Below are 19360 nucleotides of genomic sequence, written 5' to 3' on the forward strand. Positions count from 1 at the left end.
CTCGTACACAGTAAAAGCTCCTTGACTTTTTTAATATAACAATATTCTACATAGATGCTATCTCTTTACCTAATTAACAAGCTATTTCGCATTCTTATCTGGTTGATGAATTCCGAATGTGTTTCCCTCTGTATCTACATAATAACCTTGCCAAGCCATTCCAGGTAGGGCATGCTTTGGCAATGCTACTATTCCTCCATGCTGCACTATTTTCTCTTCTGTCTGATCGTAATCCTCTACCCCTATCGTACAAGCATAGCCATTCATTGCTTGACCAGGTTCTGGAGATGGACCATTGCGTTTAATTAAGGCACCATTAATCCCCAGCTCGTTATCATCACCCGTAACAGCCCCGAAATAAGGCATGCCAGCATAATCCGACCAATCCTCAAACTTCCAGCCGAACACCTCACCATAAAAACGCTTAGCACGCTCCATTTCATCGACATGAATTTCAAAATGAATTAATCTTCCCATCTTATCCCTCCTGTTTTTTTGAAAATTATTTCTACTTCTAACTATTCTTCTTCCCTACCTCTTTCTCCTCCAAAAACGGAATAAAAGTAATGTAAAATAAAAAAGATACCAGCTTCCTCAGGCTAGTATCTTTAAAAACGTATATTCATCATTCTGGTAACATCACTTTACTAAATTCCTCAATAAATTTATCATAGTGCAGATGGATCGCAATTCTAGTCTTTCCTGTTTGACTTGTTGGACGGATATCAATATAAGACATCCCTTTAGCTTCCACGTCTTCTATAACTTTCGCATCATAGTATATATAGTCCACTATATCTGGGGTCTTAATGAGCATGACCGTTAATAAATCATGTATTGGCGCACCTGGGATACCAGGATATTGTTCTTTATAAAATTCATAATAATATTCAAAAACTGGTGTTAGCATGAACGCATAAATATTCTTCTTGTTATGCGAAATAGCATCCACTAAATCAGGAGTAAGAATGGCATATTGCGTGACATTTAATGGTGTAATGGTTAGATTGTGGGCGTATTTCAGAATAAAATTAGATGAGGTCGGGTCACCAAAAAAGTTTGCCTCCGCTAGCGCAGTTACATTTCCTGGAAAAAAGAATGCTCCACCCATTATGTAATAAGCGTTAACCATTCTCATATGGTCAGGATACAAAATAAACGCAGTCGCTAGTGTTGTGGAACGACCCGTATCGACAATAATGAGTTCATTTCCATATTGTTCAATAATTAATCGGATAGTATCAAATGGGTAAATCTGATACTGCATATTCGTTGGAGGACGGATTGGGCCAATTCCTTCTCCGTGGATTTCAGGGTAAAACATCACCTCATCCTGCTGAACGGGTTGGGCAGCACCAGGAATTACAGGCACATTGGTTTTTCCAGCCAATTGTAGCAGATAAGCAGCGTTCGCAGTTGCTTGATCTTTCGTCACATTCCCATAGCTTGTTACTACCCCTAAAATTTCATAGGTAGGATCAATAAGGCTATACATCAATGCTAATGAATCATCAATACCAGGATCTCCAAAGAATAAAATTTTTTTAGCGATAACAATCCCCTCCTTAACACGATATATATTCCATCATCCTAATTATCATGTCTGGAGGGGCTAAGTTCATTTCTCCAATTCATTACTTTCTCGTTTGCATTTCTTTTAATTGTTGAAATAGCTTCTCCACCGTACCAACACCTACACGGTCATATTTTGCCAATATCAGCAATTCCATTGGTAACTGGCCGACCTTCTCTATCTGGTCCTCGTGCATTTGTCTTAATAGATTCGGTATACTGGTGAAATATTCATCTGTTAAAGGGATAGCCGATAGCTCTTCTGTAACAACAATGTAATCTGTTTTGAAAAAGAAAAATAACTCTCCAGGTCTATCTAAGACTATCTTTCTCCGTATCCTTTCTTCCTCAATAAACCGCTTTAACTCCTCGAAAAATTGCTCTTCATTCTTTTCAGAAAATCGCTTCACATGTCTTGCAAGCCCTTCTATATTATTAGGTAATTCACTCATGATTCTTCCATGCTGCTCAGCACCTAACCTAATTAAAAAGGTCTCTGACTTTGGAAAACGCTGAGGAAGGAGAAATGCATCACGAAGAAAATACGGTATATCTAGATATTGCCCTTTATAAGATATCGTACGAATGGTAGTATCTCCTGGTAATTCTTCCGTCATTTCTTTTTCCAACGTAGCAACAACCTCTACTTCTTCTTGTGGGTTTGTAATCGCTGCTGCCAGTTTCTCCTCTAATGCATCAAGCTTAAACACCAATTCTTGTATATCGAAGCTTTGCTGCTTTCGTGGAGATGGATCATGATACTCTGGAACTTCGATATCATGAGAACCATACACTTCAACAAACCACTTCACTATTGTATAAATAGCCTCCCAACATAGAAGTGCCTCCGAAAAACGGAACTTCCTCGGATCATGTGCAGCCTGATTCCCCTGCATTCTCACATAATGAAGTGCATCACGGATTTCATCTGTAAGATAGCCATGCTCATCCAATAGATTAACTTGCTCCATAAGCATTCCCTTGCGAATTTGGGAAAGGTTCTCGATTTCGATTACCTTTTGTAGGATATGTTCAATAAATATTCTAGAGTGGGTCAAAACCACCCGTGGACTAGTAAAGATACTATTTTCTAATTGTTTAGCAATATGTGCTAAGTCCTTCGAAACTGGTTCTAAAAATCGATAGAAGTATACTTCCTGTTGCATTTGTGTTTCCTCCAAAACTAAAAAAAATCTATCTTTCTATCCTACCATTTTTAGTCGCATTAGCGTACTAATCTTGAACTAGAAAAATATTACTAGTATAGATACTTTTTAATAAAAATAGATTAGAAAAATCAGAATCCTATGCTAGAATATAATCAGAATATCTAGGATAGTCTATACATTAATATAGGTAGACATTAGTAGGAGGGATTATATTGTCAGGTGGAAAGATATTAAAGATATGCGAAAAAGGTCATCAGTATTATAAGAGTAGTGACTGCCGAAGCTGCCCTACTTGTAATAAAGAAAATAAACCTAAAAGTGGCTTCCTCTCCAAACTCAGTTCACCTGCAAGAAACGCGTTAATTCATGAAGGCATTCAGACTTTGGAGGAACTATCCAGCTACACGGAAAAAGAAATACTAAAATTACACGGAATCGGTCCAGCATCCATACCTGTATTGAGGGCTTCCTTGGAAGAAGAAGGGTTATCATTTAAAGATTAAGTACATCTGCAACTCCTAGTTAAAGGAGATACATTCTTTCTCGTCTACACCTACTATCGGTAGATTAAGAAGGTTTTACGTCAAGAAGACACATAGAAGATTAGGTCTAGGCAGTCTTTTAGTGAAAAGAATAATACTCGAGGCTACAGACCATTTTAATGTATTGGTACTATATACCGACACCGAGCAAGCAGATAGATTTTATACAAGTCTTGGATTTTTAAAAAGTAATCGCTATTCGCATTCCACACATTATATGGATTTGTAACTTCCCTCGATTAAAAAACATATAGGTTTTATCGTTTGCTATCCTCCTTTTGTCTATATGTTAAGCAAGAACAATCCCATCAAGTACAAGAGATGTTGCTTATGATTTATCATCAGGACGACTAGGGGATTATATATTTTTTTACCTCAAAAAAGGAAGGTGTAAAAATTGAAGAAAAAGAAGAAGTGGCTTGCCATTTCCGTGATTACTCTGTTAGGAGCTGGACTGGTATTCTATTTACTTACATTTTTACTTTATGAGCCATCAGAGGATTTTTATGAATTTCCTGTTCCCAAAACTGCAACTCTCCTTCATAAAGATGAACTAACTGAACGATATGAGTGGGGTCATGCATCTGAAGAAAATGGCATACCTTCTATATATAAATGGGTTCTATCAAAAAATGGCTGGAAAGAAGAAATCAGTGAAGGAGGCTCTACTCTGTATACCAACGGTTCACATACCATTGATTTAATTTCAACTACGAATATGTTAGAGGTTATTAAAGTGGAATAATAAAAACTATATCTAGTGGAGATGACAAGACTCTCCCGTAATTAAGAGTTTAAGAAGGTGTACTTATGCTACATTCTAATAGATTAGCTCCAGAGAAAGTTGCGAAGAATTTTATTTATAATTACTTTCCTCATTGTGATGGTGCACTACTAGCAGGGAGTGTTGTTCGCGGTGAAGGAACAGAAACTTCTGATCTGGATATTGTTATATTCGATAATGCAACGCACTCCTCTTACAGGGAATCACTAATTGTAAGTGAGTGGCCGATAGAGATATTCGTACATAATCTCCATTCCTATCGCGATTATTTTGAGAGTGATTTCAAACGTGCTAGACCTTCCTTACCTCGAATGGTATCAGAGGGAATAATTCTTAAGGATACAGGCGTAATAGATGCAATTAAAAGTGAAGCAAAAGAATTATTGGCTAAAGGTCCTGAAGTATGGTCAACTGAAACGAGAACTACGAAACGATATTTTATCTAAAAAAGGCGAGAATCCCCTCATCTTCAAGGAATGAGAAGGGTAAAGCCCCATGAGTAAGTGGGGGATGAATCGTCTTCGGACAAGGGATGGCTTACTTGCCATCTCGTTTGTCCGACTGTTCGAGTGCGTGTTGATGAGATAAATAATAGCTTAGGTACGAGTGGTAAAACCTTTTTTCTATAAAGTAATCCATTCGTTTCCATCCAACATAATGAAGGAGGTGGAAAATTAATGGTTGTGAAAAAAGCCTACAAGTTCCGAATCTATCCAAGTAAAAAGCAAATGGAACTGATTAACAAAACAATTGGATGTTCTCGCTTTGTTTACAACTATTTTGTTGGAAAACAAAAAGGGAAAGATGCTTATTGGTACATCGTCAATGAAATGGTGCAGAACGGTCAACTGACTGAAAATAATTGGAAAGGTGAGTTTTTCAATAAAAACCAATCCATTAAGGCAGTTCGTGAATTAAAGAAACACTATCCGTTTTTAAAAGAAGTCGATAGTATCGCCCTTCAAAAATCAGTTGAAATAGTAAACGATTCTTACACTCGATATTACAAAAAACAAAACGGCGAACCACGTTTCAAATCAAAAAAGAATCCGGTTCAATCCTATACAACAAAATTTGTAAATGGGAATATTGCTGTTTTGGATAAGCATATGAAACTACCGAAATTAGGTCTTGTTCGTTTTGCAAAAAGTCGTGAAGTAGAAGGTCGCATTATGAACGCAACGATTAGACGTAACTCTTCGGGAAAATACTTCGTTTCGATTTTAGCCGAAACAGAAGTTGAACAACTTGGAAAAACAGGTTCCGCAATTGGAATGGATGTTGGATTAAAAGACTTTGCCACACTTTCGGATGGAACGACGTATGCAAATCCAAAATTCTTCCGAACATTAGAAGAAAAATTAGCAAAAGCACAGCGTATTCTTTCAAGACGACAAATTAGTTCTTCCAATTGGAACAAACAAAAAGTAAAAGTGGCACGACTTCACGAAAAGATAGCAAACGCTAGAAAGGATATGTTAGATAAAATCTCTACCGAAATTGTCAAAAACCACGACATCATTGGTATTGAAGATTTGTCTGTCCAAAACATGTTAAAGAATCCTAATCTTGCTAAGGCTATCAGCGAGGTATCTTGGTCACAATTTCGCACAATGTTGGAATATAAAGCAAATTGGTACGGAAAACAGGTTGTGACCGTAGCGAAAAATTTCCCTTCCAGTCAGCTTTGTTCAACGTGTGGTCATAAGTATAAAGACGTTAAAAATCTTGCTTTGCGTGAGTGGGAGTGTCCTACCTGTAAAACTCGTCACGATAGAGATATTAACGCAAGTTTGAATCTTCGTAACGAAGCATTACGATTAACCGCAGGAACTGCGGGGATAGCCTAATCCATAACTAACCAATAGGTTGGTGTTCTTAGGAATCCCCCACTTCAATCAGACCATAAGGTCGATAAGTGGGGGTAGTTCAATGCGAATACACTTGCTGAACTTGTCAGTGAATTATTAAGAACGAATCGCAAATGGATTGGTGCTTCTAAATGGATGGTCCGTTCCTTAAAAGAATACGATATTCAATTTACAGAACAATTCATTAAGGCGTTCGATAATTATTACAGAAATGATTCCAAAAGGGATATTATTAGACTAGTAGATACTATTTTAAAGCCATATGGGGGACGATTATTCGTTGGCTTTTCTATCGGAAAAAATGATTTTCAACGAAAGAAACACCTGGCATTATTGCATGAATAGCAATGATGTCAGGTGCTTTTGTTATCTAAACAAATCTAAAAATAACTCCCAAAATCCTTTTTTCTCTTCCTCAGGCTCATTATTTTCATCTGGTTCTTCCTGTTGAATACTTTCTGTTTTAAATACAAACTGTACAGAATTTACTTTTTCATTCTTACTAGACACAAATGATACAGGGTCAAAATCAGATTTATCATAGTCAGACATCATCTCATCGATTTCTTCCGTCATTTGTTCTGGTAGATTACTTGTAGAATCGCTTAGCTCATTTGTGCCATCATGAAGTTCCCCAACGCCATTTTCTAGCTCATTAGTACCTTCAGACAGCTCTACCATTCCACTGTGTACTTCATTATAGGCACTAGCGATTTGGATAACTCCACCAGTATATTCTACTAAGCCTGAATGGAATGCTTTATAGTTGGCTGACAGCATTGCAATCCCTTCCTGTAATTCGCTGAAACCATCCATTCCATCTTCCTCTAGGGAGTCCGAAAGCCCATTGGCCATTTTATCTACTTGATTAGCCATTTCACTTAGCGATTTATTCACACCTGTTAATGTTTCACCAACTGCATCAAATCCCGGTTTCACTGCGGAATATGTTCCTTTTACCTTCTGTGCCGCTTCATATGTTGCTAATAAACGATTGATTACTTCTTGATCGGCACCACTTTCTCTCAAGGCACTTATTTCTTCATTGGTAATTTGATATTCCGGGATTTCATTTATCGCCTGATCCAACGCATCATAAGCATCACGATAATTTGTTTTTAGTTCATTTAAACCGTTCGCTATTTCTCCTAGACCATCGGATAATTGGTATAGTCCACCTACTAACCCCTCCAATCCCGACATATCCATCTCGTCTGTACTACTAAGAGAACGATTCAATGTTGTCAATGCATCTTCTATCTCTTTCGAACCATTTACGAGATTTGTAGAGGAATTTGCAAGCTCCTTCACACCATCTTGATATTGTTTCGATCCATCTACTAGTTGTGAAGTACCAGTATTCAGTTCGGAAACTCCATTATGCAACTCCCTAACACCATCATTTATTGACTCAATAGCGTCCGACAACGACTGAATATCTCCCGTCATGCCATCAACATCTATTCCATCAATGGACATCGAAGAAGGAATTCCAGTAAAACTGATCCCATCTAATTCAAAGCCTTCAGCATCCGCTTCAACCTCTAATTCCGCTTCATTTTCAGGCATTACGGTAAATGTCACTTGCTTATCCTTACCTGCATTTGCAATCATACCGTCATCTGCTTTAATGTTCGTAAATATTTCCGTATTAAGTGGAACAGAGATTTGTAACAAATAATTCTCCATAAATACTGGATTCACAGACTCATTGATAGCTGTCTCAATCCGAATTGTTACATGGCCATCTTCTCCAGCCAACTCTTTAGGAGAAATCTCCTTCCCGTCTAAGAAATAGGAAATTGTAATATCCCAAGGTAGGGCTGCATCATTGATATTCCCTTGATAATAAAATTTCCCTTCAGAAGCAGAGAAAGTCACTGCATCTCCTTGCTTGTTTAACTCCTGTGTATCCGATAAGTTTCTCAAGCTCGTATACGTACCGTAATCGGTAATCATTCCTGCTTGTGCTATATCCAATGTGTTAACGACATAGATTTCATTACTTTTACCAGCTGAATCTAACGTCGCGTAAATCACTTCATCCTTAGCAGTAATTTCTCCTTTTTCTTGTGCCGTACTTTCCTGTTTATTGCTGTCATTCGTTGCATTGGCAGTTACAAGAAATGACGGCAATAAAAGGATAGCAGCAGCTAAGACTAGTAGTATCTTTTTCAATCTCCTCATCATCATTTCTCCTTATAATAGTTTGCTTTCCAGGTAGTTTTATCAATTACTCTATCAAACACTAATAGACAAGCAGGTAGGAAGAATACTACCATGATAAAGGCTAATAATGCTCCACGTCCAAGTAACAACCCAATGGACGCGACGATTGGATTTGAAGAGGTAATCCATAGAATAAAGCCAACACTAGATAATATCGATGCAGAAATTGCAATCGAAAATATTTTTTCATCTAATGTTTTCTTAATCGCCTTCATTGCGGACATTTCTTTTCGATTTTCTTTATATGCCTCCGTTAGCAAAATCGCATAATCGACTGTTGCTGCTAGCTGTACCGTACTGACAATCAAATACCCAACAAATACTAAAGAGGAATTCGTAAAGTATGGAACCGATAAGTTAATCCAAACCGCTGATTGAATCGTAAGCAAGAGCACGATTGGGAAGGTAATTGATTTAAAGGTAATCAAAAGTACGAAAGCAATCGTTACAACCGTCAGGACATTAACGACAGTGTTATCCTTCTGTACTACATTTTTCATATCATATAAGGTTACAGCTTCCCCTAGCGAGTATGCTTCGTCTCCATAGTAATCTTTTGTCATTTCTTGTACTTCTTCTATAAAATCAAATGCCTGATCCCCCTCTGCTTCCGTATTCGTCTGGAGGATTATTCGGCTATAATGCTCTGAATAAAACTGCTCTGTCACAGACTGATCCAAGTACTCGGCTGGTATTGCGGAGCCGACCGTATTTACATAGGCAAGAACACTTTTCACAGGATTCATATCCTCTAATTCTCTTACCAATGCTTCTTCCTTCGCGATGTCACCTTTTGGCACGAGTAATACCATTTGTGTGCTTTTGCCAAAGACTTCTTCAATCTTAGCAATATCATTCCCAGCGCGAGTAGATTCTGGTTGGTCACCAATCCCATAAATAAAATTAGTTTGACCTTGTGCTAAAAACGCTGGCACGAGCAGGATAAATACAATGAGTAGACTCGGCACTTTTACCTTAACAACTCGCTTACCAATGTTTTTGAATGCTGGAAGTAATGGCTTATGCTGTGTCTTATCAATCCATTTGTAAAACAATAATGTCAATGCCGGTAAGAAGACCATGACACTGATAAAACTTAGAACGATTCCCTTTACAAGGTTTAACCCTAGATCAGAGCCGATTTCAAATTGCATAAATGTAAGCGCGATAAATCCAAAGAAGGTAGTAGATGCACTAGCGATAATCGCAGGGAATGACCGCTTCATTGCTAGTCTCATAGCTTCTGTTGGATCGGATACTTTCTGGCGATAATCCGAGAAACTATGCAAGAGGAATATCGCATAATCTAGTGATACAGCGAGCTGTAGGATTGGAGCAACAGACTGTGTAACAAAGGAAACTTCACCGATAAAGATATTAGTTCCTAAGTTGATTAAGACGGATACCCCAATAGCTGTTAAAAAGAACACAGGCTCAATCCAAGAATTGGTTGATATGACTAGAATAAGAATGATAATCGGTACTAGTAGTGCTGCTGCATACATCGTTTCCGAAACTGCCATCTTCTGTTGAGTAGCTGTATTTAGTGCTTCACCTGAGACAGCTCCATCGTCACCCACTAATTCATAAATAGCATCGGTTGCTGCCACCTCTTTTCCGGAAGCAACACTAAAGGTGAATAGTGCATTATCATCTTTATAATAGGTTTCAACCGTTTCTTTATCCGCCATTTCAATGGGGGTCTTTATATCAATCGCATCATCCAACCAAGTAACATCGGATACCCCATCGATCGATGCGAGCTCTTCTTTCATGATAAGAGCTTCCTGTATGGAAACATCATTCACCATGACACGTGTATTCGGAACTGCTCCATCAAATTCTTGTTCCATTAATTCTAATGCCTTTGTTGACTGGGCATTCTCTGGCAAGTAGTCTGTCATATTGTAGTTGACGGAAACCGCAAACTGAGCGACTACACTAATAATGGTAAAAAGAATAAAAGCAATCACAATAGGCTTTTTATTTTTTATAATTCTTGCTGCAATATCGATTATTGTTCACCCTTCCTTGCCTAAACAAAAAATCCACTATAATATTATAAAAGACACTATGTCGGTTTCACAACAAACAGTTTTGTAAAATTCGTACATTTCGCAACAGATTTTCCATTTATGTTGGATAACGTGAACGTGGAGGAGAATTATATGACTTCTGAAAAATTGGATAGAAGAAAAAAGTACACTCGAATGGTATTAAAGGATAGTTTGATGCAGTTATTAAAGGAAAAGCCGCTCTCTTCCATCACCGTAAAAGAAATATGTGAGATGGCTGATATCAATCGGTCTACCTTTTACGCACATTATCCAGACCAATACGCCCTCCTGACACAAATTGAGGATGAACTAATTGAAGACCTAAAGCACTATTTAAATACTGCGAATCTTCACGAGGAAGATGAAGCAATCGATATGACGGTTAGCCTACTGGATTACTTTTCCTCCAAACATGAAGATTGTTTAACGCTGCTAAATGAAAGGGCTGATTCGACTTTTCAACAAAAAGTTACCAATGTTGCAGAGAGTTTCATGATAAAGAACTGGATGGATATATATGACTTTGATCAGGAAACATCCAAATATATTAGCACATTTGTCATCAGCGGCGGTATCCAAGTTATTAAAATGTGGATGGCAAAGGGGATGGTTCAATCTCCAAAGGAAATGGCAAGGTTGATTAATGATCTGATAAATAAAGGGGTTGAAGGTGTTAGATGAGAAGACCCGAAACAAAAGAGACAAAGCACCTAATTTAAGTGCTTTGTCTAGAAAAGAAAATTAAGTTTTAGTATTCCTTAACATGACTATGACAACTTGCTTTGCTAAATTACTGCTATATACCGTTTATAATCATTTGACAGCATTCAAAGCAGAATCACACTTACCATATAGGTGAAAACTTACTCTTGCTCGTCATTCGCCTTGTTAAATAATGCTTCTGGAATCATTTCAAATCCTTCGATTAACGGATTCTCTTCAAGCTCAATCATCATATATAGTTTCCCATCAAACTTAACCTGTTTAACATGTCTTAGTTCGGGTGGACTAACGGCTATATCTGCTACCTTTGTTTTTATTTTAATGGATTTAGAAGTAAATTTCGGTACAATATTCGTCGCCTTAAACTCATATTTTTCATCATCAATAACCGTTTTAAATGCCGTTTCTACTTTTTCCGTATCGACATCTTGTACACCACTGCTTCTTAATACTTTCTCCACATCTTTATAATCTAAACGAGGCACTTCTTCCTCTTCATTTTCTTCAACTACACGATGGATTTCATCATATACATTGGAAAGGGTTGATGTACTGATTTGATCACCAGTTACTTTCTTTACAATTTCTTCAAAAACTACTTTATCATCGGCAGCAGTCATGATTTCTTCCGCATTCAGCACCTCTTCAATGAAGTGGTAGTCTAATTCAAACTTCTTCCCTGATGCATATAAAACGTGATTAACATCTGCAGCATTCTCGGTAAAACATGGGAAAAGAAATCCAGATAGTGGCGCCTTCAAATTAATAATCGGGTCAACTACAATATTGTATTTAAACTCCTTTTCAACATAGTCAAACAGTAATTCTTTTTTAGGGTCTAGCGTTCTGTTCATACTACAAAGAATGAACGGATTGGCATAAACCGTATCACGGTCACTTTCCTCCGATTCGGTACTCTTCTTCATCGGTTTCATATATTCACCACGGATAAAGGTTATCACAATATCCATCTCATATTGCTTATCATGAAGCATCTTCTCCACGAGTCGAAGCATTTGGTTCTTCCATTCTTCTGTCTCACTCGCAAGTAACCCTTGATGTAAAATTAGCTGACTACTATCTTCCACATCACGCAGAAACTTCAATTCGAATAATTTCTCATCCATTTGACCGGATAGTACTTTCTTAAAGTTATCCATAAATAATTCTTTTTGTTCTTCTTCTAATAAATCAAAAGGGAAGCTTTGATGATGGTAAATTTCGCTCGATTCTTTCATAATGTATACATAGTAAATATCATGTATTTTTAATAAATCATTGTTAACTTTAAATTGTTTACGAATATTTGCGATGTCTTTTTTGTTCAAGTTTTTACACTCCTAAGTTGTTTGTTAGCATGACTTTATGGGTAAGTTCTTTCATTTTATCATATTCCTAGAAAACTATCTTAACGTAAAATATATATGCAAGGTACAGTAAAATTACAAAAGAAAACCGGACTGGAATAGAACTTCAACATTCTATTTCATCCAGTAATTATTTTTTATCGAACTCTTTCAATCCACGCACTCAAGTAGAGTGCGACGCACGGACTTTTCGATTAATCTCTTCAATCTGCTATTTCAATCCACGCACTCAAGTAGAGTGCGACGTCCAAGCTATTTTAATGAACAGCTCCACTGGAAAATTTCAATCCACGCACTCAAGTAGAGTGCGACCACGATGATATTATACTTTTTATGTCTGTATATTATTTCAATCCACGCACTCAAGTAGAGTGCGACGCCTGAAATCTAGTCCCGTTTGTTTCCATCTGACCTGATTTCAATCCACGCACTCAAGTAGAGTGCGACGTTGTATTCCGTCTGCAAATCGTTCGCATCGAGATTTCAATCCACGCACTCAAGTAGAGTGCGACGGGTCGGTAATTACATAATACAACGCCCCCTTTAGATTTCAATCCACGCACTCAAGTAGAGTGCGACGGTGGATTCGTCACTATCCCCGCACATATTGCGAAATTTCAATCCACGCACTCAAGTAGAGTGCGACGTTAACGGTAAGATTGTGGAGTTTACAGCAGAGATTTCAATCCACGCACTCAAGTAGAGTGCGACTCAATATCTGCAAATATGTCTTCTGGGGCGGGTATTTCAATCCACGCACTCAAGTAGAGTGCGACGTTGCTGATTCTGGTCCCATAGTTTCGAGCCATTGGAATTTCAATCCACGCACTCAAGTAGAGTGCGACAGTCTTGTTTAAACACAGTTACTGCAAGAGGGTAGATTTCAATCCACGCACTCAAGTAGAGTGCGACCTTATTCGAGATGCGGTCATCTTCTTTTATATTGCATTTCAATCCACGCACTCAAGTAGAGTGCGACTTTTTAAATGGGTCATCAATGCAATTACAAGTTAATTTCAATCCACGCACTCAAGTAGAGTGCGACCGGGAGCGAGCGCAGCTGATGCTCAACGAGGTACATTTCAATCCACGCACTCAAGTAGAGTGCGACTACAAGCCCAGATTGATACTTTAGGCAATCAAATTATTTCAATCCACGCACTCAAGTAGAGTGCGACGCGAATTCTTGTTCGTGTTTTTCTTGTTCTTTTTTATTTCAATCCACGCACTCAAGTAGAGTGCGACATTTTATTTGTCTTTTGACAAAATCATTTCATTATTTCAATCCACGCACTCAAGTAGAGTGCGACAGCGATTTTCGCCGAAAAAGACAAACATACATTCTAAATCAATACATAATTTTCGTTAAATTAATTTTAATTCCGAATTTCTTCCCGTAAATGCTATAAATTTCGCTATAAAATCGAAAAAATTGAGTGCTAACCTTCTAGAGATTATATGTGAGCTTGGGGTTAGCACACCTAAAATAAGAGTGGTCCTTCTAAATCTAGAGATTCTTTTACCCCTATGTGTTCCACCTTTGTTTTATGGTTATTTCCCAATTTGTAAAATCGTAGACTATCCTTCTTTGGATCAATTAGACCCTCCAATTTCAATTTTAGTGTGGTGTACTGTGTTGCATCTAAAATGCATTCAAAGACAGAATTTTGAACTCGTTGTCCATAATTTTGACATTCCTTTGATACCTTTCTAAGCCGCTTAACTCCCCCATCACTTGACGTACTGACATCATAAGTAATCAATACTAACAACCAGCCTTCACCTACTTCCATAAAAATGGTGGATATTCATCCAAATCTCCTCGTAAATAACGTGCTAATAACAACGATTGTGCATATGGGACAAGTCCCCATGCTATTTTTTCAGCTAAGAATGGATGAGTTATTGTTTCCTGCTTTTTTTCTTGCCATGCTTTTAGAAATTTCTTTCTTGCTTCATCCGTCATGATTACTGCATCATTTTCTTTCTTTAAGAAATCTTCTTTTGTAATTACTTTACGATTGATTAGAGATAAAACAAATTTATCTGCCAAGACACCTCTTAACTCTTCCATTATATCTAACGCAAGTGAAGCTCTGCCAGGTCGAACACGATGCATAAATCCTACATAGGCATCAAGACCAACTGTTTCTAATGCAGCAGCAGTGTCATTTGCTAATAATGTATAAGCAAATGATAGCATTGCATTCACATTATCCAATGGCGGTCTACGTGATCGATGATGAAAATAAAAATCTTCCTTTTGTTGTAAAATCATTGAATTAAAGACTTTATTATAAGCAATTGCCCCTTGTCCTTCCCACCCTCGCAGACTATCCAGTTCTTCACATTTCCTTACTTCCTCCAAAATAGAAGTTAATTGTTTTGATACGTCTTTAAACGCTTTAACATCTATCCGTAAAGGATAATTCCGTGTCATTCTTTCTAGAATCCATTTATTATTGTATAATTTTCCGATGATAAAATTTCGAGCTACCTTTGCTGATATAGATTCATCCTCAGAGAAATGATATTGTGTTTTTCTTAAAATTACATTTCCACGACTCTGACCAATTACCCTCGCTAAAAACCTTCCATTTTTCGTTAAAAATGTTATGGATATGTTACGTTCTGCACAATACCCCATCAGAGCTGGGCTAGCTCCAGTATAGCCAAAACTTACGATTCCCTCTAAATTGTGTAAAGGAAGTCTTCCGAGTTTTTCTTTTTCTTTTAACAACACAATGTTATCACCATCTAATGATAAATAAACATCAGGCTGGGTAATAAATAATGTGTTCAGCAATTTCTTCACTCTTTCAACTTCCTTTCAAGATAACTTTTGACACTCTGCTTATTCATCAAATTAGGTAAGCATATATGTTGCAATGAACAACTTTTACAATGTGGACCCGTTTTTACTTTAGGAGTATATTTCTTTCTATAATAGTCATGCATTTCTTTTGCCATTGCTGTTACTTTATCTCTTAACTCTTGTGTTATCGTTATCTCAACACGATGCTTTATTTCATTATAGTAAATATAACCTTTATCAACTGAACATAGGAGCATATCTTCTAGACAGATTGCCTGGGCAGCCAATTGAATAATATCCTCTTCTCCCTTTTTAGGTTTTCCCCGTTTATATTCTACTGGGTATGCTTTGTATGAGCCTTGCATACCTGATAGCTCAATTCCATTACTATCCAGAATAAATTCAACAACATCACATATCCCACTTAACCTTAAATCATGAGAGTGTACAGACATTGCTCTAACAATTAGCTTCTTACCACGTTTTTCACGAATAAATGGTTGATCCGCTTTTTGATGAAGATGCTGCCCTTCTATAGTTTTTACATTCTCTTCCCATTGTTGTTCAATGTGTATCAGTGCCCACTGACGCCTACAAAACTGAAAATGTTGTAATCCAGATAGCATTAAATAGCTTTCTTCTTTATTGTCCATCGAATATTTCCACATTTAATCCTTCTAATTCACTCAACTGGACATCATAATTTTCTTCATCAAATGCCCTCGGTGTGTCAGTTTTAGCTTTAACCTGTAACGAGCGATGTACCTTCGCAGAAGAATACTGTCCTAGTTTAGAAGAATGTTCCCACCAATACACTTTATGCACTTCCATACTACCATCCGGACGGGCAGAGGAACTGTCATTTTCGAAAAGTGTAATTAAAGCTTCTCTTATTTTTAATGCATCTTCATACGTAAATCCTGTTTTCTCTGCAAGTTGTGTATTAATACTTCCTTTAAACACATAGACCCCAAAATCTACACGGTGCTTCATCCCCATCGTATCAGAGCTTCTAGAATCGCTTGTTACAGAATTAACACTTTTGGTTATTTGTACGCTTGTAATATCGATAGGATCAACACTTGTGGCAGTTTGGACAGATACTGGTCCACGAACACCAACAGATAATGTTGAACCTTTAAAAGCAAATACCTGACCAAAACTCCGTACATCTATCCATTGCTCACATGCAATAGTGGCAAATTCATCTTCAGAGGCTTTCTTATCTTTTAACATTTTTGCAAGCTGCTCATTAGAGTCCGCTCTTTCCCTAAGACTTTTATAACCATCTGTTTTACGATCGTCAGACTGAACAAAAATCGCTTCCCCCATATCTTGTAATCTATTTCTAATTTTACGCTTGATAGCTACATCAGAAATCTCTCCATGTCCATCATAATTCTGACGTGGACGATTTCCATTTAATGGATCTCCGTTCGGGTTAGCCTTTGAAACTGATAAAACCACAGCAAAATCAATTTTATGATCTAGAGTTTTCATTCGTTTGTCTCCTCACTATCCTTATTATTTTCCTTCTTTTTATACAATTCACGACGTTGGCTGTAAAATCCTAGCAAATACTTTTCCGATAATGGTTTATTATTAAATTCCCCATTTTGAAATTGATCAGCTACTTCATCAATCATTTTGGTGAGATAAGTTACTTTTGTTCCTAATTTTGCTTGATAGGGTTGTAGACTCCCTTGGATTGTTAACCATGTACGAGCTGGGTTCTTAGCAAAAGAATTCATATAACGAACTGCATTGGTTGCACGGGTCTCATCTTTGCCAAGGCTCCCCCTCTCTAACACGTCTGCTATTGCTAATAATCTACCAAATAAATAACTTCTATCATTAGATTCATAGTCTAATGCCACATCCCATACCTCCTTCTTCTCTATTAATGATTTTCTAATCAAAGAACAAGTGATTGATAACGTTTTTTCCCATTCCCATTTCTCCATTGCAACAGGGTTGGAAGCACGATAAAAAGCACTTCTTATAATATCTCGCGGAATAAAGCGCCCATCCACTATACATGGAAGCATTCGTTCCATTAATCCTTTTATAACCTTATCACTGGCCCTTGGCCCATAGGCTGCAAAAGCTATGTCCCTCGTAGCCGGAGCACCATAAAAACTAATATATTTTCCTTCTTCTTTTCTATAATGATGTAACCAAGCACATTGTTCATGCCATGCTTCTAGACGATTTAAATATAGTTCTTTTCCCATATTTCGAAAGTATAATACAGCCATCCGTCCTGTCGTAGCAGAATCAAGAACTAAAATGTTAACCTCCGCATTATACTGAAGGTCATTCCGATATCCTGCGATAGCTTTTTTAACCTCCTCGGCATATGGCTTGTCTGTTTCTGGTACACTTTCTATTTCTCTATTACTATGCTGCATCAAATTCCATGCATCTTCATCAGGAGCAGGTACTGTACTAGTCTTTTCATTATCAACTCCCCATACAAGAAATACTCGATTATCAATCGTGTTTCCTTGTCGATGGATAAGCCACTTTAACGCGTTATGTGCTTTTTGAGATACATCATAGCTTATTCCAACAGCTTCCTTGCTTTCCTTAAATCTACCGCGGAAGGTAAATCCTGAATTATCATTTGCAGAAATTAATTTGGCTTTATCTGCTGCATGGCGAATTTTATTGGCATGTCTTTCTGTAGTAGGAGCTATTTCTCCAGTCACATAGTCGATGCCTTTTTCTCCCAATTTCTCATTATAAAATGCAATAAATGAATGATAGACATCTGTATCCTTCCAAACAGCTTTAGTAGATGTAGAAGAATACACATTAAAACGGATAAAAGCACTAGATTGATCGGTTGCACCACTCGAAAAAATCCGCGGACGTTCTCCTTTTAATTCTTCATACTTTTTATTCCACTTTTCAATTAACTTCTGATTATCATCTAAAGCAAGTACGTCTTTTCCTACTAAGTCTTCGATTACTCGTCCCTTCCTTACGTACTTGTAAATCGATTTGACTTTGTCAGTCGCATAAGGTGATTCAGCCCATTCCTTCAAGTTTTTGATGTACGTATCAAAAGGCCTATCATCCAAATTTTTTACCGTTCCCCCATACTTTACATAATCGCCAGCAACATAGCTTAATTTGTCATGTAACGGATAAGGTGCAATTTTTGCACCTGAACGACTTGCAGACTCTTCTGTACATGGAATAATTGTGCTTTCTTTTTCTAACACTTTCGCATCTAGAAATTCACCATTCTCGTCAACTGTAATTTCAATATGTGCATTTTGCGTAGTGTGGGAGATTGGTAAAAGGGTATATTCGCTACCACTCGATTTCTTGAATGTTTTCCCAACCTGATCTTCATTTTTGTTATAAGTATTGTACAATTGAAGCAACCAACTCAATTTACTCACCTCCTATACGACGAGCTAATGAATCTACAGACTCTACATTATCCTCATTAAACAGCTTTGCTTTCATCTCTTTAATTGGTCTTACAATAGAGCAATCCTCTGGTCTAGGAAATTTAATATACCCTTTCTCCATAACTGGATTAAATAATCTAACTTCTAATTCATCTCTACCAGTTTCATCAGGGTAATTAAAACCATGCACCATTGTTCCTAAATAATGTAAATCATCTTTATCATCATAATATCCTTGCCCCTCGCCAAATTTACAAGGCTCCACATACCCTTGGCATTCTCTTGTTCCTAAAAATATGTCTCTTCTCCCACCCGCTTTTAACGAACGTTGTAGAATACTAAAATGCTTTCCTTCATTACGATCAAAGGCCATATCGGGACGATTCATATTAAATTCAAAATGAGCTTTTACTTGATAGTGAACATCTTTTAAATAGGTATAGTTGGCTAGTGTATTCCCACCGCCATAATCAATAGGACGAATCCCCTTCGATTCCATTTGTATCGGTTTCATCACGCGAAGTTCATCGATATAGAAAATAATCGTTGGCTTCCAATAAATTCCCTCCACAATTCCTTTTAACGCTTGATAGGTAGGAACACTATAAGAAAATTTTTCACCACCAATCTTCGTAAGGGGATCGGTGAACAGTGCATAATCGCCAAATACTTCAAATTGGATTTCGTTTTTATGTTTCATGGATTTTTTCACCTCCTTAAAAGCATTTTTTTATAGGAGGCTCCTTCATAATCTTGTATTTACAAAGGAGCCTTAATTCATTTTGTGTGTGATTTAATTATTTCTA

At 37.3% G+C, this 19360-nt stretch carries 19 protein-coding genes and 1 CRISPR repeat array; of the genes, 7 read left to right on the forward strand and 12 right to left on the reverse strand.

The genetic code is table 11. The features are described 5' to 3' along the window. Positions 1-81: 81 nt before the first annotated feature. The 3 genes from MKY78_RS04360 to MKY78_RS04370 all read right to left on the reverse strand — a co-directional run bounded on the left by MKY78_RS04360 (position 82) and on the right by MKY78_RS04370 (position 2738). A complete protein-coding gene (locus MKY78_RS04360; protein WP_339216522.1) occupies positions 82-477 on the reverse strand; it encodes a VOC family protein in 396 nt (131 codons plus the stop codon). A 148-nt stretch (positions 478-625) separates the two neighbouring features. Next, positions 626-1558, reverse strand: coding sequence for a nucleoside hydrolase (locus MKY78_RS04365; RefSeq protein ID WP_339217823.1), 933 nt, complete (start codon positions 1556-1558; stop codon positions 626-628). A 76-nt stretch (positions 1559-1634) separates the two neighbouring features. Further along, a complete protein-coding gene (locus tag MKY78_RS04370; RefSeq protein ID WP_339216524.1) occupies positions 1635-2738 on the reverse strand; it encodes a DUF4145 domain-containing protein in 1104 nt (367 codons plus the stop codon). Positions 2739-2953: 215 nt separating this feature from the next. On the opposite strand from MKY78_RS04370, the gene MKY78_RS04375 reads away from it, so the two are divergent. The 6 genes from MKY78_RS04375 to MKY78_RS04400 all read left to right on the forward strand — a co-directional run bounded on the left by MKY78_RS04375 (position 2954) and on the right by MKY78_RS04400 (position 6283). After that, complete coding sequence (locus tag MKY78_RS04375; RefSeq protein WP_339216526.1) at positions 2954-3244, forward strand: RNA polymerase alpha subunit C-terminal domain-containing protein; 291 nt, start codon at positions 2954-2956, stop codon at positions 3242-3244. A gap of 55 nt (positions 3245-3299) precedes the next feature. After that, a complete protein-coding gene (locus MKY78_RS04380; RefSeq protein ID WP_339217825.1) occupies positions 3300-3512 on the forward strand; it encodes a GNAT family N-acetyltransferase in 213 nt (70 codons plus the stop codon). Positions 3513-3680: 168 nt separating this feature from the next. After that, the gene (locus tag MKY78_RS04385; RefSeq protein ID WP_339216528.1) at positions 3681-4028 is read left to right on the forward strand and encodes a hypothetical protein; all 348 of its coding nucleotides are present in this window, start codon (positions 3681-3683) and stop codon (positions 4026-4028) included. A 65-nt stretch (positions 4029-4093) separates the two neighbouring features. Next, the gene (locus MKY78_RS04390) at positions 4094-4513 is read left to right on the forward strand and encodes a nucleotidyltransferase domain-containing protein (protein WP_339216530.1); all 420 of its coding nucleotides are present in this window, start codon (positions 4094-4096) and stop codon (positions 4511-4513) included. A 231-nt stretch (positions 4514-4744) separates the two neighbouring features. Beyond that, the gene (tnpB, locus tag MKY78_RS04395) at positions 4745-5917 is read left to right on the forward strand and encodes an IS200/IS605 family element RNA-guided endonuclease TnpB (RefSeq protein WP_339216532.1); all 1173 of its coding nucleotides are present in this window, start codon (positions 4745-4747) and stop codon (positions 5915-5917) included. A 156-nt stretch (positions 5918-6073) separates the two neighbouring features. Further along, positions 6074-6283 carry a hypothetical protein gene (locus MKY78_RS04400; protein ID WP_339216534.1) on the forward strand — a complete coding sequence of 70 codons (210 nt, stop codon included), beginning with the start codon at positions 6074-6076 and terminating at the stop codon, positions 6281-6283. A 21-nt stretch (positions 6284-6304) separates the two neighbouring features. Here MKY78_RS04400 and MKY78_RS04405 read toward each other — a convergent pair whose 3' ends face one another. Further along, positions 6305-8125, reverse strand: a complete 1821-nt coding sequence (locus MKY78_RS04405; protein WP_339216536.1) for a YhgE/Pip domain-containing protein — start codon at positions 8123-8125, stop codon at positions 6305-6307. Positions 8126-8127: 2 nt separating this feature from the next. Next, on the reverse strand, positions 8128-10185 hold the full coding sequence (locus tag MKY78_RS04410) for an MMPL family transporter (RefSeq protein ID WP_339217826.1): 2058 nt from the start codon (positions 10183-10185) through the stop codon (positions 8128-8130). Between the two features lie 150 nt (positions 10186-10335). Between MKY78_RS04410 and MKY78_RS04415 the strand changes: the two genes are divergently transcribed. After that, the gene (locus MKY78_RS04415; protein WP_339216538.1) at positions 10336-10905 is read left to right on the forward strand and encodes a TetR-like C-terminal domain-containing protein; all 570 of its coding nucleotides are present in this window, start codon (positions 10336-10338) and stop codon (positions 10903-10905) included. Between the two features lie 182 nt (positions 10906-11087). Here MKY78_RS04415 and MKY78_RS04420 read toward each other — a convergent pair whose 3' ends face one another. From MKY78_RS04420 to cas5c, 7 genes are all read right to left on the reverse strand, one after another. After that, positions 11088-12275: a DUF4317 domain-containing protein gene (locus MKY78_RS04420; protein WP_339216540.1), complete on the reverse strand. Its 1188-nt coding sequence runs from the start codon at positions 12273-12275 to the stop codon at positions 11088-11090. 186 nt (positions 12276-12461) lie between these two features. Further along, a CRISPR array of direct repeats spans positions 12462-13624; the repeat unit is 31 nt; unit sequence TTTCAATCCACGCACTCAAGTAGAGTGCGAC. A gap of 171 nt (positions 13625-13795) precedes the next feature. After that, the gene (gene cas2 / locus MKY78_RS04425) at positions 13796-14086 is read right to left on the reverse strand and encodes a CRISPR-associated endonuclease Cas2 (RefSeq protein ID WP_339217828.1); all 291 of its coding nucleotides are present in this window, start codon (positions 14084-14086) and stop codon (positions 13796-13798) included. A gap of 11 nt (positions 14087-14097) precedes the next feature. After that, positions 14098-15129, reverse strand: coding sequence for a type I-C CRISPR-associated endonuclease Cas1c (gene cas1c, locus MKY78_RS04430; RefSeq protein ID WP_339216542.1), 1032 nt, complete (start codon positions 15127-15129; stop codon positions 14098-14100). Then, positions 15126-15782 (reverse strand): CRISPR-associated protein Cas4, encoded by a 657-nt coding sequence (cas4, locus tag MKY78_RS04435; RefSeq protein WP_339216543.1) that lies wholly within the window; start codon positions 15780-15782, stop codon positions 15126-15128. The genes cas1c and cas4 overlap by 4 nt, the downstream gene beginning before the upstream one ends. Then, a complete protein-coding gene (gene cas7c / locus MKY78_RS04440) occupies positions 15772-16629 on the reverse strand; it encodes a type I-C CRISPR-associated protein Cas7/Csd2 (RefSeq protein WP_339216544.1) in 858 nt (285 codons plus the stop codon). Before cas7c ends, cas4 begins: the two co-directional genes overlap by 11 nt. Further along, entirely contained in the window at positions 16626-18533 is a 1908-nt protein-coding gene (gene cas8c, locus MKY78_RS04445; protein ID WP_339216545.1) for a type I-C CRISPR-associated protein Cas8c/Csd1, read from the reverse strand. Before cas8c ends, cas7c begins: the two co-directional genes overlap by 4 nt. Before the next feature lies 1 nt (position 18534). Further along, positions 18535-19254 carry a type I-C CRISPR-associated protein Cas5c gene (gene cas5c, locus MKY78_RS04450; RefSeq protein ID WP_339216546.1) on the reverse strand — a complete coding sequence of 240 codons (720 nt, stop codon included), beginning with the start codon at positions 19252-19254 and terminating at the stop codon, positions 18535-18537. Positions 19255-19360: the final 106 nt, after the last annotated feature.

This window comes from Ornithinibacillus sp. FSL M8-0202 (assembly GCF_037975285.1).
GTDB lineage: Bacteria > Bacillota > Bacilli > Bacillales > Amphibacillaceae > Ornithinibacillus > Ornithinibacillus massiliensis.

What these genes read in the sequence shown, in the direction of transcription:
- MKY78_RS04360 (WP_339216522.1), bottom strand. Translation starts at nt 477, where the DNA reads ATGGGAAGATTAATTCATTTTGAAATTCATGTCGATGAAATGGAGCGT.
- MKY78_RS04370 (WP_339216524.1), bottom strand. Translation starts at nt 2,738, where the DNA reads ATGCAACAGGAAGTATACTTCTATCGATTTTTAGAACCAGTTTCGAAG.
- MKY78_RS04390 (WP_339216530.1), top strand. Translation starts at nt 4,094, where the DNA reads ATGCTACATTCTAATAGATTAGCTCCAGAGAAAGTTGCGAAGAATTTT.
- tnpB (WP_339216532.1), top strand. Translation starts at nt 4,745, where the DNA reads ATGGTTGTGAAAAAAGCCTACAAGTTCCGAATCTATCCAAGTAAAAAG.
- MKY78_RS04400 (WP_339216534.1), top strand. Translation starts at nt 6,074, where the DNA reads ATGGTCCGTTCCTTAAAAGAATACGATATTCAATTTACAGAACAATTC.
- MKY78_RS04405 (WP_339216536.1), bottom strand. Translation starts at nt 8,125, where the DNA reads ATGAGGAGATTGAAAAAGATACTACTAGTCTTAGCTGCTGCTATCCTT.
- MKY78_RS04415 (WP_339216538.1), top strand. Translation starts at nt 10,336, where the DNA reads ATGACTTCTGAAAAATTGGATAGAAGAAAAAAGTACACTCGAATGGTA.
- cas4 (WP_339216543.1), bottom strand. Translation starts at nt 15,782, where the DNA reads ATGGACAATAAAGAAGAAAGCTATTTAATGCTATCTGGATTACAACAT.
- cas7c (WP_339216544.1), bottom strand. Translation starts at nt 16,629, where the DNA reads ATGAAAACTCTAGATCATAAAATTGATTTTGCTGTGGTTTTATCAGTT.
- cas5c (WP_339216546.1), bottom strand. Translation starts at nt 19,254, where the DNA reads ATGAAACATAAAAACGAAATCCAATTTGAAGTATTTGGCGATTATGCA.